The following is a 14,810-nucleotide window of genomic DNA, read 5'->3' on the forward strand; positions in this document are numbered from 1 at the left end:
GGTCTCGCCCGCCGCGGTGGCCCGCACGGTGTCGCCGGCGGCCCCCGGGCCCGTCGCGCCGTCCCGTGCGGCCCGCCGCGCCGCCGAGCAGGCCGCCCGCCGCCCCACCGGGCCCGTCGGCACCCTACTCACCGCCGCCGCGTCCGGACGTCGCCCGGCACCGCGCGTGCGGGGCTGGCGCCTGCCCCGCTGGGCCGAGCTGACCGCCGACCGCGTGTGGGTGGGCACCATGACGGTCGTGCTCGTGGTCCTCGTGATCCTGGTGGGGGTAGCCCTCGGTAGTCTGGGGGCCGCCGACAGCTCCTCCGCGGGCCGTGTCCCGGCGGATTCCTATTCCTCGACAACAGTGAAGGACGACTAGTGGTGGACGAGATCCCACGCGTTCTTGCCGGCCGGTACGAGGTGGGCGAGCTGATCGGCCGTGGCGGCATGGCCGAGGTCCACATCGGGTACGACAACCGGCTCTCGCGCACCGTGGCGATCAAGGTGCTGCGCTCCGACCTGGCCAAGGACCCGACGTTCCAGGCCCGCTTCCGCCGCGAGGCGCAGTCGGCGGCCGCGCTCAACCACCCCTCCATCGTCGCCGTCTACGACAGCGGCGAGGAGATCGTCACGGGCCTCGGCAACCAGACGACCACCGTGCCGTACATCGTCATGGAGTACGTCGAGGGCCACACCGTCCGCTCGCTGCTCGCCGGCGGGGACCCGGTGCCGATCGACGAGGCGGTCGACATCGTCGTCGGCGTCCTCAACGCCCTGGAGTACTCCCACCACGAGGGCATCGTCCACCGCGACATCAAGCCCGGGAACATCATGCTCACCCCCACGGGGGCGGTGAAGGTCATGGACTTCGGCATCGCCCGGGCGATGACCGACTCCGCGGCCACGATGACCCAGACGCACGCCGTCGTCGGCACGGCGCAGTACCTCTCGCCCGAGCAGGCCCGCGGGGAGGTCGTCGACGCCCGGTCGGACCTGTACTCCACCGGCTGCCTGCTCTACGAGCTGCTCACCGGCCAGCCGCCGTTCCAGGGCGACTCCGCCGTCGCGGTGGCCTACCAGCACGTGCGGGAGATGCCCAAGCCGCCCTCGGCGGTCACGCCGGACGTCCCCGAGTCCCTGGACCGGGTGGTGCTCAAGGCGCTGGCCAAGGACCGCGACGACCGCTACGCCGACGCCGCCCACATGCGCACCGACCTGCTCGCCGCGGTGCACGGCGGCCGCGTGGAGGCCCCCACGGTCGCCGCGTGGGGCGCGGCCGGCGCCGCCGGCGCGACGGCGGTGACCACCCCGCTGCAGGCGGCGACGGCGACCCGGCGCCTGGGCGCGCCCGTCCCCGCCGCGTCCTCCCCGGCCACGGCCCCGCCGGGGCCGCCCGAGGAGGAGCGGCGCAAGTCGCGCTGGTGGGTCTGGCTGCTCGCCGTCCTCGCCGTGGCGGCGGCCGCCGGCATCGCCTTCATGCTGCTCAACCCGGCCGACAAGACGCCCCCGCCGCCCGAGCAGGTGGCCGTGCCGGCGATGGCCGGCATGGACCAGAACGCCGCCCGCGCTGCGCTGAGCCAGGCGGGGCTCAAGGCCAACATCGTCGACCCGGTCCCCTCCGACACGGTCCAGCCCGGCCTGTTCGTCGAGTCCGACCCGGCCGTGGGGACGAAGGTGGACGTCGACAGCACCGTCAACCTCGCCTTCTCGTCCGGGCCGAACGCAGTCGACGTGCCCAACGTCGCCGGCATGAGCCAGGACCAGGCGGCCGCCGCGCTCAAGTCCGCCGGCCTGGCGGTGGGCAACGTCAGCGAGGCCAACGACCCCTCGGTCGGCATCGGCGACGTCATCAGCACCGACCCGAAGGCGGGCGCCTCCGCGGCGCCCGGGACGGCCGTCAAGCTCACCATCGCCAGCCCCAACGCGGACCTGCCCGACCTCAAGGGCAAGACCGAGGAGGAGGCCTCGGGCATCCTGCGCTCCCTCGACCTGGGCGTGCGCATCGAGACGGTGCCCTCCGGGGACTTCCCGGCCGGCACCGTGCTCGAGCAGTCCCGCCCGGCGGGCGTCGTCGCGCGCGGGGAGACCATCACGCTCCAGGTGGCCACCGAGGCGCAGAACGCGCCCTCGCCGTCCCCGACGGACACCGGCAAGCCGTCGGACAAGAAGTCCGACAAGAACACCGACAAGAACACCGACACCCCGGACACCTCCGGCGGGGACGGCGGGGACACCAGCGGCAGCCCCACCGGGGACTTCTTCGACCACCAGGGCTTCCCGCTGGGCGGCTGATCCCGCACGGCGCCCTGTGGCGGCCGCACGGCCCGCCCGCGGCGCCCGCCGCCCCGAGACACCGGCCCGGCCCGCCCCTCCGAAAGGGGGCGGGCCGAGCTCGTCAGCGGTGGACCAGCGGGGCCAAGCCGGCCGAGCGGGCGACGGCGTCGTCGTCGCCGGTGGTGGCCAGCCAGTTGGCCAGCAGCCGGTGCCCGCCCTCGGTGAGCACCGACTCGGGGTGGAACTGCACCCCGTGGAGCGGCAGCGTGCGGTGCTGGAGCCCCATGACGATGCCGTTCGCGGTCGTCGCGGTGATCGTGAGCTCCTCCGGCACGGTGTCCCGCACGAGGGCGAGGGAGTGGTACCGGGTGGCCGTGAAGGGGTGAGGCAGGCCCGCGAAGACGCCCGCACCGTCGTGGTCGACCCGGGAGGTCTTGCCGTGCATGAGCTCGGGCGCGTGGCTGACGACGCCGCCGAAGACCTCGCCGAGCGCCTGGTGTCCGAGGCACACGCCCAGCATGGGCAGCGCCCGCGCGGCGCACGCCTCGATGACCTCGAGCGAGGCGCCGGCCTCCTTGGGGGTGCCGGGGCCGGGGGAGACCAGCACGCCGTCGAAGCCGTCCAGCGCCGGGACGGCGTCGTTGCGGGCGACGGTCGTGGTGGCACCGAGCTGCTCGAGGTAGCCCACGATGGTGTAGACGAAGCTGTCGTAGTTGTCGACCACGAGGATGTGGGTCACTGCGTCGCCTCCGGGACGAAGAAGAAGGGGAACGGGGCCGGCGCGGGGGCGGTCACGCCGCCCGGTCCGCGCCTGTGGGCACCCGGGCGTGGGTGAGGGTCAGGGGGCCGGCGTAGGGCGGCGCCTCGACGGTCGTCTCGCGCACCGACCAGCCCAGCCGGACGGCATCGACGTAGTCGAGATAGGTCTGGACGTCGGGGGAGTCCAGCAGCGCGCTGCGCAGCTTGGCGGGGGAGCCGATGGCCTCGATCCGGTAGGGCGGGGAGTAGGTGTGCCCGGCGATGTGGAGCACGTTGCCCACGCACCGCACGCCGGTGGTCGACACCACCCGGTGGCCCTGGACGGTCATGGCCTCCGCACCACCGGCCCACAGTGCGTTCATGACGGCCTCGACGTCCTGCTGGTGCACGACCAGGGCGTCCGGCGGCAGGCTCGCGGCCAGCCCGTCGGTCTGCTGGGGGGCGTCCCACAGCTCCACCGACAGCCCCGGCCCCTCCAGGGCACCCTGGCCGGCCGCCTGCGCGGCCAGCTGGTTCCCCGCGCTGGCCTCGGGGTCGCCCTCCGCCCGGCGCACGTAGGACGCGACCTCGTCGCGCAGCTCCGCGTTCTCCCGCTCGAGGCGCTCGAGCCGCGCGGTCTCCACGCGGGCCAGGCCCTCGAGGTCCTCGGGGTGGCGGTCCGCGTCCCCGGCGAAGACCTGGGCGTTGGTGGCGAAGAGGAGGCCGGCGAGCAGCGCGACGACGCCCGTGGCCACCGATGGCCGCCGCAGGCGCTGGCGCCACCGGGCGGCCGCGGAAGGCTCACGGCCGGGCTCGTGTTCGTGCGGGGGCTGCCGGGGCGTCGCCGGCGGGCGCGGACCGACGCTCATGGTCCTCCTCCCCGCCGCGCGGCGCACCGAGTTCACCGGTCGTTCCTGCGGCGACGATACGCTAGGAGGCGGTCGCGCCGCCGGGCGCGTCCACATGAGCGCGCCGGTCGTCCGGCACACAGGTGGTGCCCCTCCGGGGCCGTACCCGCGAGGAGATCCGATGCCTGAGTCGAAGAAGCGCAAGAAGCCCGCCGCCGCGCGGCCGGAGGCCCGTCCCGGGGCCGTGAAGCCGAGCCCGAGCTGGTGGGCGCCCACGATGGTCGTCCTCATGGTGCTCGGCCTGGTCGGCGTCGTCCTGACCTATCTCACCCAGGGCAACCTTCCGGTGCCCGGCCTGGGCAACTGGAACCTGGCCATCGGCTTCGGGGTCATGCTCGTGGGGTTCTTCATGACGCTGCGCTGGCGCTGACGCCGCAGGCTGGGAGGGGCAGCCAGGCACCGCAGGGTGCCTGGCTGCCCTTCGTCGTACCAGGGGACATCGGCCGGCTCGGCTCACCGCGTCGTTCGTCCCCACCTGGGGAAAGTGTCCCCACCGCTGAATCCCCAGGTGTGCACACCGCTGGGGACAACTACATCGATGTGATTATCCCCAGCTGTGCACAACCCTGGGGATGACGCCCTTTCCGGCCTCTTCCCCAGGTGGGGGTATGCCTGTGGAGGATGACACCACTGTCATCCACATCTGTGTGCACAGCTGTGGAGAACTACATCGTTGTAAGTTCTCGGCGCTGGGCTGCGGCCGTCCTCGCGTCGGTCCGGCCGGCCGCGATGGCTCCCGACATGCACCCGCCGCCACGTCCTCCCCGGCCGCACACAAGACGAGCGGGACGCCAGGCTCTGCCTGACGTCCCGCTCGCGGAGTGCGCGGGGAGCTACACCACGCCGTACCGCACCGCGGCGAGGACGACGAGCAGCGCGAGCACGACCGCCGTCGTGGCGACGCTGACGAGGCCGCGCCGCTCGCGGGGGGCGTAGACGTAACCCAGGGCGAGCACCGCCCCGGTGACGGCCCCGCCCAGGTGGGCCTGCCAGGAGACGTTGCTGACGACGAAGCCCAGCGCGAAGTTCAGGGCGATGAGGACGAGGATCTGCGTCGCGTCCCGGCCGAGCCGGCGCAGCACCAGGAAGGTGGCCGAGAACAGCCCGAAGACCGCACCGGAGGCGCCCACGACCGCCGTCACCCAGGCGAAGCCGGCAGGGTTGGCGAGCAGCAGCACGGCGACCGAGCCGCCGATGGCGGAGATGAGATAGAGCGCCGTGTATCGCCACCGGCCCAGGGCCGGCTCGACGATGCTGCCGACGATCCACAGGGCGTACATGTTCAGCGCCAGGTGGAGGATGCCGGCGTGCAGGAACGCCGTCGTGACGAACCGGTACGGCTCGCTTGCGCCGGCCGCCGGCGCGAACGCCAGCGCAGAGCGCAGGCTCCCGCCCACGAGTATCTCGAGCAGGTACAGCGCGACGCAGATGCCGATGATCGTCAGGGTGACGACCGGGCGGCCGTGCCGGGCCCGCCCGCCGAAGACGGTGCGCACGGCCGGGGTGCGGGTGTGGGCCTCGCGCACGCAGTCGACGCACTGGATGCCCACCGCCGCCGGGCGCTGGCACTGGGCGCAGGCGGGGCGCCCGCACCGCTGGCAGCGCACGTAGGAGACCACGCCGGGGTGGCGGGGGCAGACCGGCACCTCGGTGCCGGCCTGCCCCTGGATCTGCTCGCTCATGGTGCTGCGCGGCGCCCGTTACTCGGTGACGGTGACCGAGGTGATGGTGATGTCCTCCACCGGGCGGTCGTTGCGCCCGGTGGCGGTGGTGCCGATCTTGTCGACGACGGCGCGGGAGGCGGCGTCCGTGACCTTGCCGAAGATGGTGTGCTTGCCCTGCAGCCACGTCGTCGGCGCCGTGGTGATGAAGAACTGCGAGCCGTTGGTGCCCTTGCCCATGCGCTTGCCGGCGTTGGCCATGGCCAGCACGTAGGGCTCGGTGAAGTTCAGCTCGGGGTGGATCTCGTCGTCGAAGGTGTAGCCGGGGCCGCCGGTGCCGGTTCCCAGCGGGTCGCCGCCCTGGATCATGAAGTTGGGGATGACGCGGTGGAAGATCACGCCGTCGTACAGCGGCCGGTTGGTCTCCTCGCCCGTGGCGGGGTCGGTCCAGGTCCGCTTGCCCGTGGCCAGCTCGGTGAAGTTCTTGACGGTCTTGGGGGCGTGGTCGGGGTACAGCTCGACGGTGATGTCGCCGGCGGTGGTGTGCAGAGTCGCTTCCATGCCCCGATCCTCGCACGCGGCGCGGGCGCGGGGCACGGCCCGCGGAGGCGAGGGCCCACGTCAGACCCCGCGCACGACCTGGCGAAACCGTGCAAGATGGGGGAGGAGTGGCGGCGCCGCCAACCGGGCCGCGCCCCGATCGAGATGTCCGGCGAACGAGCGAGGAGAGCAGATGTCGCGCAAGAGCAAGGCCAGCGAGGTCAACGCCCGCAAGGCACGCAAGCAGGCCGCCACCGCCCTCGGCGCCGTGGGCTCGGGCCTGGCCGCCAAGCAGGCCGTGCACCTCGCCGAGCAGGCGTCCCAGGCCGGCAAGCAGGCCCTGCACCTTGCCGAGCAGGGGAAGGAGTGGGCCGGCCCGCGCGTGGAGGCGGCGGCCGCATGGGCGACGCCGCGCGCGGAGAAGGCCTGGCAGGAGACCGTCAAGGTGGCCGCCCCCAAGATCGAGGCGGCCGCGGAGAAGGTCCGCCCCGCCGTCGACACGGCCTACGAGAAGATCGTCGACGACTACCTGCCGCGCGTGGAGAAGGCGATGCACGACGCCGCCGAGGCGGCCGCCGGGCACGACGCCCTCGCCGTCAAGGCGACCATGGCGAAGACCGCGGCCCTCAAGGCCCTGTCCGAGCCCCCGGCCAAGCGCCGCGGCGGCGTGGCGAAGACCGTGGGCTGGATGCTCGTGGGCACCGCGGCCGCCGGCACCGCCTACCTGCTGTGGCGGCGCAGCCAGCCGGTGGACGACCCGTGGGCCGAGGAGTACTGGGAGGACACCACGGTGACCTCGCCGGCGGCCGCCACGAGCGGGAGCGCCGACAAGGGCGGCGTGGGCGAGAAGGTCGCCCACGCGGCGAGCGGGGTCAAGGAGAAGGCGGCCTCCGCCGCGTCGGCCGCCGGAGCGAAGGCCTCCGAGGCCGCCCACAAGGCCGCCGACACCGTGCGCAAGGGCGGTGACAAGGCCAAGGCGGCCAGCGAGCAGGCCGCCGCCGGCACCGAGGCCGCCGGGGAGACCGCCGCGGCGAAGGCCGACGAGGCCGCCGGCAAGGCCGGGGACCAGCCCGGCGCCTGAGCCACCGCGGCGGCACGACCGCCGATCGACGAAGGCCCCCGACAGGCGTCGGGGGCCTTCGTGTCCTTGGCGGCGGGCCGGGCCGGTGGTCGACGGCGCCCCGGCCTCGGCCTCAGTGCAGGTCGCGCAGCCGCCAGGCGGCGTAGGCAGCCTCGGCCTCGGCGAGGACGGCCGGGGCGACGACGGCGACGGGCCGGAAGCTGCCGACGAGCGGCTCGCCCTCGGGCCCGCGCCCGACCTCTTCGCCGGTGAGCAGCCACGCCACGTGGCCCTTGCCGCCGGAGAGCAGATACCCGTGGCGGACGAGCTGGCGCGCCGCCCACAGCCGCGGACCGGCCGGCCACCACGGCTCCGGGTGCAGCGCCCACACGGGCAGGCCCGGCAGGAGGCAGCCGCTGTCGGCATCGCGCATCCCGGTGTACCGGTCCGTCAGCGGGCCGGGGCTGATGCGCAGGTATGTCTCGCCGCAGCGCCGGAGCACGTCCAGGACCTGCTCGAGGCTGGTGAGGCTGGGCAGCGCCTCGGTCTCGGGAGCCGGTGCGGGGCGGGCGAGCGGGGCTGCTGCGATCATCATGGTCCTCCGACCTCTGCGTCGTGGTGGGTGGGTGTGACCAAACCGTAACAATCGACAGGTGTCGCGCACGGGACTTTCGTCGCTCGATCCCGGCATCGGTGCACGTCGCCGGTTCGTCGTGGCGCCCACCGGAGGGAGTTGACGTCTCGTGGCCAGACCCGGCGTCGCCCGGCCCGGGGGGACGCGGGCTGGAGTTGACGTCTCGCGCCCGAGTTGACGTCTCGCGGCCGGAGGGGTGGGGCGGGCACGAGAAAGGGTCCCGACCGTCGCGGTCGGGACCCTCGCGGTGGAGCCAAGGGGACTCGAACCCCTAACCCCCTGCTTGCAAAGCAGGTGCGCTACCAATTGCGCCATGGCCCCGGGGCGCCGTGGCGCCAGGTGCGCCGCGTCAGGCGCGCGGCGGCTCCTCGCCGAAGCTGTCGGTGACCTCCGCCCACAGGTCCCGCTCCTCGCGGTCCTGCCGGATCTTGATCCAGGCCAGGTAGCCGGCGACGCCCGCGGCGGCGAGCAGCAGTGCCTTCTTCACGATCGTCCTCCTGGAGATCCACGCCCGGGGGGGTGCTGGTGGGCCTAGCTGGACTCGAACCAGCGACCTCTTCCTTATCAGGGAAGCGCTCTAACCGACTGAGCTATAGGCCCCCGCCCGCCGTGACCGGCGGGCCGTCGCGCCCCGTGGGCGCCGAGACAGACTATCCCAGAGGGCCGCGCGGTCCCAAACCCGAACGGCCCCGGGTGAGCAGTCTCACGTGCCCGCTCAGTCGTCGGTGAGGGTGACGTGCAGCCCGCCGACGAGGGCGGCGACGATGTTGTAGAGGAACGCCCCGATCGTCGCCAGCGCGGTGAGCAGCAGGACGTCGATGACGGCGACGATGGTGGCGAAGGACATCACCCGGTCGAACTGCAGGTAGTCCATCAGCCGCAGGAAGTTCTCCGACCCGATGGAGACGAGCAGCTCCTGGATGTCGGCGAAGACGTGCATCGCGTCGAGGACGAACCACACGACCGCGGCGGCGACGACGATCATGACGCCCAGGCCCACCGAGAGCAGGAACGCCAGCTTCATCGTCGACCACGGGTCCACCCGCGACAGCGAGAGCCGGACCCGGCGCGGGCCGGTGGCCGCCGCGCGCGCCGCGGCCTCGGCGGCGCCCTCGCGGGGGCCGGCCGCCGGCATCTGCGCGGTGGCGGCGCCGGCCTGGGCGGCGGGCTGCTCGCCGCCGCTCAGCCGGTCGGCCATGCTGCGACGCAGGGTGGCGGCGAACCCGCCGCCGTTACCGCGGCTCGCGTCCTGCTCGTCCGTGCCGTGTGGGGTCGTGCTCATGCAGCTCCTCCGTCAGGGCCGTCCTCCGTGACAGGCGCGTCCTCGGTAGGGCTCGACGCTACCGCGTCCGGGGCCACCGGCGCCGCCCCCGCGCCATCGATGGTCGGCTCGACCACGTCCTCGGGGCTCGCGCCCTCGGCGGTGGGGTCCTCGGGCGTGGCGGCGCTCTCCCCGGAGAGGAGGTGCTCCTCGGCCTCGACCTTCTTCTCGACGTTGCGGGCGACGGCGATGATCCGGTCGCCCTTGTCGGGGCGGGCGAAGGTGACGCCCTGGGTGTTGCGCCCGGTGAGGTTGACCTCGGCGACGGCGGAGCGCACCACCTTGCCGGACTCCATGATGACGAGCACCTCGTCGTCGGGGGCGGTGAGCAGGGCGCCGACGAGGTCCCCGCGGGACTCCACGAGGTTGGCGACCTTGATGCCCAGCCCGCCGCGGCCCTGCACGCGGTACTCGCTGACCAGGGTCCGCTTGGCGTAGCCGCCCTCGGTGACGACGAACAGGGCGGCGTCGTCGTCGTACCAGTCGCGCAGCACGTCCATGGCGAGGAGCTCGTCGTCCTCGCGGAACTTCATGCCGGTGACCCCGGAGGTGGCCCGGCCCATGGGCCGCAGCGCCTCGTCGGTGGCGGTGAAGCGGATCGACTGGCCCTTGCGGGAGACGAGGAGCAGGTCGTCCTCGGGGTTGACCAGGCGGGCGGCGACCACGCGGTCGGGGTTGCCCTCCTCGTCCTCGCGCAGGTTGATGCCGATGACGCCGCCGGAGCGGTTGGTGTTGTACTCGCTCAGCCGGGTCTTCTTCACCAGTCCGCGCTGGGTGGCCAGGATGAGGTACTGGGCCTGCTCGTAGTCGCGCAGGGAGATGACCTGGGCGATGGACTCCCCGGGCTGGAACGCCAGCAGGTTCGCCACGTGCTGGCCCTTGGCGTCGCGCCCGCCCTCGGGCAGCTCGTAGCCCTTGGCCCGGTAGACCCGGCCGAGGTTGGTGAAGAACAGCAGCCAGTTGTGGGTGCTGGTCACGCCGAAGTGCTCGACGATGTCGTCCTCGCGCAGCTGCGCGCCGCGCACGCCCTTGCCGCCGCGGCGCTGGGACTTGTAGTTGTCCACCCGGGTGCGCTTGGCGTACCCGCCGCGGGTGATCGTGACGACGACCTGCTCCTCGGGGATGAGGTCCTCGATGGACATCTCCCCGTCGAAGGGCAGGATCGTGGTGCGCCGCTCGTCGCCGTACTTGTCGACGATGGCGCCGAGCTCCTCGCCGACGATGGCGCGCTGGCGGGCGGGGTCGGCCAGGATCGCCTTGTAGTCGGTGATCTCGGCCTCGATCTTGTCGTGCTCGTCGATGATCTTCTGCCGCTCCAGGGCCGCCAGGCGCCGCAGCTGCATGGTGAGGATGGCCTCGGCCTGCACCTCGTCGATCTCGAGCAGCGCCATGAGGCCCTGGCGGGCCTCGTCCACCGTGGGGGAGCGCCGGATCAGCGCGATGACCTCGTCCAGGGCGTCCAGCGCCTTGAGCAGGCCGCGCAGGATGTGGATGCGCTCCTCGGCCTTGCGCAGCCGGAAGCGGGTGCGCCGGACGATGACGTCGACCTGGTGGTTGACCCAGTGCCGGACGAACCCGTCGAGGCTGAGGGTGCGGGGCACGCCGTCGACCAGGGCCAGCATGTTGGCCGGGAAGTTGTCCTGGAGCTGGGTGTGCTTGTAGAGGTTGTTGAGCACGACCTTCGGCACGGCGTCGCGCTTGAGGACGATGACGAGCTTCTGGCCGTTGCGGCCCGAGGACTCGTCGCGGATGTCCGCGATGCCGGTCAGGCGCCCGTCGCGCACGCCCTCGACGATGCGCTCGGAGAGGCGGTCGGGGTTGACCTGGAAGGGCAGCTCGGAGACGACGAGGCACTGCCGGCCCTGGATCTCCTGGACCTCGACGACGGCGCGCTGGGTGATGGACCCGCGGCCGGTGCGGTACATGTCCTCGATGCCCTTGCGGCCCAGGATGGTCGCGCCGGTTGGGAAGTCGGGGCCCTTGATCCGCAGCATGAGCTCGCCCAGGAGCTCTTCCTTCGTGGCCTCGGGGTGCTCGAGGAACCACTGCACGCCGTCGGCCACCTCGCGCAGGTTGTGCGGCGGGATGCGGGTGGCCATGCCGACGGCGATGCCCTCGGAGCCGTTGATGAGCAGGTTGGGGATCCGCGCCGGCAGGACGGTGGGCTCCTGGTTGCGCCCGTCGTAGTTGTCCTGGAAGTCGACCGTCTCGGCGTCGATGTCCCGGACCATCTCCATGGCCAGGGGCGCCATCTTGCACTCGGTGTACCGCGGGGCCGCGGCGCCGAGGTTGCCCGGGGAGCCGAAGTTGCCCTGCCCGGTCACCAGCGGGTAGCGCATGGACCACGGCTGGACCAGGCGCACCAGGGCGTCGTAGATGGAGGTGTCGCCGTGGGGGTGGTACTGGCCCATGACCTCCCCGACCACGCGCGAGCACTTGGAGAAGCTCGCGTCGGGGCGGTACCCGCCGTCGTACATGCCGTACAGCACGCGGCGGTGCACGGGCTTGAGGCCGTCGCGCACGTCCGGCAGGGCGCGCGAGACGATCACGCTCATCGCGTAGTCGAGGTAGGAGCGCTGCATCTCCAGCTGGAGGTCGACCTGCTCGACGTGGTCGCGGGCGGTGATCACCTCGCCCTCGGCGTCCGGCGTGCCGGTGACGCCGGTGGTGCCGTCGTTGCCCTGGTCCTCGGGTGGCTGGGTCACGTCAGTCCTTCTCGTCTCTCATCGTCGCCGGGCGCACGCCCGGCCTCGAAGCGGTGTCGGGGAGCGTCAGATGTCCAGGAAGCGGACGTCGTGGGCGTTGCGCTGGATGAACCCGCGGCGGGACTCGACGTCCTCGCCCATGAGGATCGAGAAGGTCTCGTCCGCGGCGGCGGCGTCGTCGATGGTCACCTGGCGCAGCGTGCGGGTCTCGGGGTTCATCGTGGTCTCCCACAGCTCCTGGTCGTTCATCTCGCCCAGACCCTTGTAGCGCTGGATGCCGCTCTCGCTGGAGGCGCCGCCCTTGGGTAGGCGCTTGCCGGCGCGGGCGCCCTCGGCGAGTAAGGCCTCCTTCTCCTTGTCGCTGTAGACGTACTGGTGCGGGGCGTTGGTCCACTTCAGCCGGTACAGCGGCGGCTGGGCCAGGTAGACGTGGCCGTTCTCCACCAGCGGGCGCATGTAGCGGAACAGCAGCGTCAGCAGCAGGGTCGAGATGTGCTGGCCGTCGACGTCGGCGTCGGCCATGAGGATGATCTTGTAGTAGCGCAGCTTGGCGATGTCGAAGTCCTCGCCGATGCCGGTGCCGAAGGCCGTGATGAGGGCCTGGATCTCCTGGTTGCCCAGGGCCCGGTCCAGGCGGGCCTTCTCGACGTTGAGGATCTTCCCGCGCAGGGGCAGGATCGCCTGGCGCTCGGGGTCGCGGCCCTGGACGGCGGAGCCGCCGGCGGAGTCGCCCTCGACGATGAAGATCTCCGACACCCGCGCGTCGCGGCTCGAGCAGTCCTTGAGCTTGCCCGGCATGGAGAGGGTCTCCAGCAGCCCCTTGCGGCGGGTGGCCTCGCGGGCCTTGCGGGCGGCCATGCGGGCCACCGCCGCCTGCTGGGACTTGCGGATGATGTCCTTGGCCTCGTTCGGGTGGGCGTCGAGCCAGTCGCCCAGGTGGCCGTAGAGCTGGGTCTGGACGAACGTGCGGGCCTCGGTGTTGCCGAGCTTGGTCTTGGTCTGGCCCTCGAACTGCGGCTCGCCGAGCTTGACGGAGATGACGGCGGTCAGGCCCTCGCGGATGTCGTCGCCGGTGAGGTTCTCGTCCTTCTCCTTGAGGATGCCCTTGTCCCGCGCGTACTTGTTGATCAGCGAGGTCAGCGCCGAACGGAACCCCTCCTCGTGGGTGCCGCCCTCGGTGGTGTTGATCGTGTTGGCGTAGGTGTGGACCGCCTCGGAGTAGCCGCTGGTCCACTGCATGGCGATCTCGACGGAGATGCGCTTGTCGTGGTCCTCGGCCTCGAGGGAGATGACCTCCGGGTGCACGAGGTCGACCCTCTTGGTCGAGTTGAGGTACTTGACGTAGTCGCGCAGGCCCCCCTCGTACATGTACGTGACCTCGCGGTGGCCGGTGCGGGCGTCGTCGGCGGCGCCGGCCTCGTCCCCGGTGATCTCGTCGCCGGCGTCGGTCACGCCCGAGCGCTCGTCCGTCAGCGTGATGCGCAGGCCCTTGTTGAGGAAGGCCATCTGCTGGAAGCGGGTGCGCAGCGTCTCGAAGTTGTAGTCGGTGGTCTCGAAGATGTCGCCGTTGGCCCAGAACGTCACCGACGTGCCGGTCTCCTGGGTCTCCTCGCCGCGGACCAGCTCGCCGGTGGGCACGCCGTCGACGAAGCCCATCCGCCAGACGTACCCCTCGCGCCGCACCTCCACCTGCAGGCGGTGGGACAGGGCGTTGACGACCGAGACGCCCACGCCGTGCAGGCCGCCGGAGACGGCGTAGCCGCCGCCGCCGAACTTGCCGCCGGCGTGCAGCACCGTGAGCACGACCTCGACGGCCGGCTTGCCCTCGGACTCGACGATGTCCACCGGGATGCCGCGGCCGTTGTCGACGACGCGCACGCCGCCGTCGGGCAGGATCGTGACCTCGATGTGGTCGCAGTAGCCGGCGAGGGCCTCGTCGACGGAGTTGTCGACGACCTCGTAGACCAGGTGGTGCAGGCCGCGCTCGCCGGTGGAGCCGATGTACATGCCCGGCCGCTTGCGCACCGCCTCGAGGCCCTCGAGGACCGTGATGTTGCTGGCGCCGTACTCCTGGCTGGTCGGCACGGCGCCGGGGTTATGGTGGGGGTCCTGCGCGGGTGCGCCATCTGCCGGTGGCACGTCGGGAGCAATGTCGTTCACGGCAGCATCAGCAGCACTGTGGTCAGCCACGGTCGCAGGCTCTCCTCGTTCTCGCGGGGCAACCACCGTCCGCCGACCGGCCGTGAGGCCGGGGCGCGGGGCCACCGCTCGATCCCGTCGGCGCCGCAGGGGCCCTTCGGGCGGTCGGTCAATTCTAGCGCGACGGAGCCGAAAACCGCGAATATCCACAGCACTGTCCACAGGCGTGGCAGTGGTCACCGCGCCGGGCGTCCGTCCCAGAAGCTGAGATGTCGCATCGGCCGCCCGCGGACGGCGCGCCGGCCCCGCCCGTGCCCGCCCGGCGAGGCCCCGCGTCCGGGCCGCGGCGCCGGCGAATTTACGGTCTCCGGACGCCGGAAACAGCGGCTGTGGTCGTCAGCCGTACGTGTCGCGCGGGCCGCGCCCGGGCACCGAGCGCCGCCCGTGCTTCCAGCTGGGCCCGCCGGGGCCGAGCACGACGATCTTGGTGACCGCCCCCTCGCCGACCTCCTCGGCCAGGCGCCGCTCGAGCTGGGGCAGCAGCAGGCGCACCTGGGTGGCCCAGGCGGTGGAGCTGGCCCGGACCACGAGCTCGCCCTCGTCGAAGGTCTCCACCTGGCAGTGGTCGGCGAGCTGGTCGCCGACCACCTCGCGCCAGCGCCCGACGACGCCGCCCACGCTCACCGGCCGGCTCCAGCCGTGCTGGGCGATCAGCCGCGCGGCGATGCCGCCGAGCGGCTGGGGGTCGCGCCGGGAGGGGCCGGGGCCGCTGAGGGCGTCGCCCAGGCCCGGCCCGGGCCGCCACGCCCCGGGCGCCGGCGCCTCCGCGGCGTCGGGCGGGGCGTCCG

At 72.7% G+C, this 14,810-nt stretch carries 13 protein-coding genes, 2 tRNA genes and 1 pseudogene; 4 read left to right on the forward strand and 12 right to left on the reverse strand.

Annotation, left to right across the window (positions count from 1 at the left end):
• Both GD970_RS21885 and pknB read left to right on the forward strand, forming a co-directional pair.
• Window positions 1-361 (forward strand): annotated as a pseudogene (locus GD970_RS21885) (hypothetical protein); the annotation flags it as partial.
• On the forward strand, window positions 361-2,274 hold the full coding sequence (gene pknB, locus GD970_RS20275; RefSeq protein ID WP_211489924.1) for a Stk1 family PASTA domain-containing Ser/Thr kinase: 1,914 nt from the start codon (window positions 361-363) through the stop codon (window positions 2,272-2,274). The pseudogene GD970_RS21885 and the gene pknB, both read left to right, overlap by 1 nt.
• A 103-nt stretch (window positions 2,275-2,377) precedes the next feature.
• Here pknB and GD970_RS20280 read toward each other — a convergent pair whose 3' ends face one another.
• Together GD970_RS20280 and GD970_RS20285 are read right to left on the reverse strand one after the other, a co-directional pair.
• Window positions 2,378-2,995: an aminodeoxychorismate/anthranilate synthase component II gene (locus GD970_RS20280; protein ID WP_152204710.1), complete on the reverse strand. Its 618-nt coding sequence runs from the start codon at window positions 2,993-2,995 to the stop codon at window positions 2,378-2,380.
• Window positions 2,996-3,047: 52 nt separating this feature from the next.
• On the reverse strand, window positions 3,048-3,863 hold the full coding sequence (locus GD970_RS20285; protein WP_152204711.1) for a DUF881 domain-containing protein: 816 nt from the start codon (window positions 3,861-3,863) through the stop codon (window positions 3,048-3,050).
• A gap of 160 nt (window positions 3,864-4,023) precedes the next feature.
• On the opposite strand from GD970_RS20285, the gene GD970_RS20290 reads away from it, so the two are divergent.
• The gene (locus GD970_RS20290; RefSeq protein WP_152204712.1) at window positions 4,024-4,272 is read left to right on the forward strand and encodes a cell division protein CrgA; all 249 of its coding nucleotides are present in this window, start codon (window positions 4,024-4,026) and stop codon (window positions 4,270-4,272) included.
• A gap of 463 nt (window positions 4,273-4,735) precedes the next feature.
• On the opposite strand, the gene GD970_RS20295 is transcribed toward GD970_RS20290, so the two are convergent.
• Entirely contained in the window at window positions 4,736-5,584 is an 849-nt protein-coding gene (locus GD970_RS20295) for a rhomboid family intramembrane serine protease (protein ID WP_152204713.1), read from the reverse strand.
• A gap of 18 nt (window positions 5,585-5,602) precedes the next feature.
• A complete protein-coding gene (locus GD970_RS20300; protein ID WP_152204714.1) occupies window positions 5,603-6,124 on the reverse strand; it encodes a peptidylprolyl isomerase in 522 nt (173 codons plus the stop codon).
• Between the two features lie 172 nt (window positions 6,125-6,296).
• Here GD970_RS20300 and GD970_RS21890 point away from each other — a divergent pair, with 172 nt between their 5' ends.
• Window positions 6,297-7,184 (forward strand): hypothetical protein, encoded by an 888-nt coding sequence (locus GD970_RS21890; RefSeq protein ID WP_155524136.1) that lies wholly within the window; start codon window positions 6,297-6,299, stop codon window positions 7,182-7,184.
• 112 nt (window positions 7,185-7,296) lie between these two features.
• On the opposite strand, the gene GD970_RS20310 is transcribed toward GD970_RS21890, so the two are convergent.
• From GD970_RS20310 to GD970_RS20340, 8 genes are all read right to left on the reverse strand, one after another.
• A complete protein-coding gene (locus GD970_RS20310) occupies window positions 7,297-7,758 on the reverse strand; it encodes a DUF6098 family protein (RefSeq protein ID WP_152204715.1) in 462 nt (153 codons plus the stop codon).
• A 287-nt stretch (window positions 7,759-8,045) separates the two neighbouring features.
• Window positions 8,046-8,118, reverse strand: a tRNA-Ala gene (locus GD970_RS20315).
• 28 nt (window positions 8,119-8,146) lie between these two features.
• A complete protein-coding gene (locus GD970_RS21895) occupies window positions 8,147-8,284 on the reverse strand; it encodes a DLW-39 family protein (protein WP_170297320.1) in 138 nt (45 codons plus the stop codon).
• Window positions 8,285-8,320: 36 nt separating this feature from the next.
• Window positions 8,321-8,397 (reverse strand) — tRNA-Ile (locus GD970_RS20320).
• 115 nt (window positions 8,398-8,512) lie between these two features.
• On the reverse strand, window positions 8,513-8,932 hold the full coding sequence (locus GD970_RS20325; protein ID WP_452179880.1) for a DUF3566 domain-containing protein: 420 nt from the start codon (window positions 8,930-8,932) through the stop codon (window positions 8,513-8,515).
• 143 nt (window positions 8,933-9,075) lie between these two features.
• Entirely contained in the window at window positions 9,076-11,823 is a 2,748-nt protein-coding gene (gene gyrA, locus GD970_RS20330; protein ID WP_226925505.1) for a DNA gyrase subunit A, read from the reverse strand.
• Between the two features lie 66 nt (window positions 11,824-11,889).
• On the reverse strand, window positions 11,890-13,908 hold the full coding sequence (gene gyrB / locus GD970_RS20335; protein WP_226925506.1) for a DNA topoisomerase (ATP-hydrolyzing) subunit B: 2,019 nt from the start codon (window positions 13,906-13,908) through the stop codon (window positions 11,890-11,892).
• 450 nt (window positions 13,909-14,358) lie between these two features.
• Window positions 14,359-14,810, reverse strand: a 452-nt coding sequence (locus GD970_RS20340) for a DUF721 domain-containing protein (protein WP_152204718.1), incomplete at its 5' end; no start/stop codon positions are given.

It is taken from the genome of Georgenia thermotolerans, from assembly GCF_009193185.1.
Taxonomy (GTDB): Bacteria; Actinomycetota; Actinomycetes; order Actinomycetales; family Actinomycetaceae; genus Georgenia; species Georgenia thermotolerans.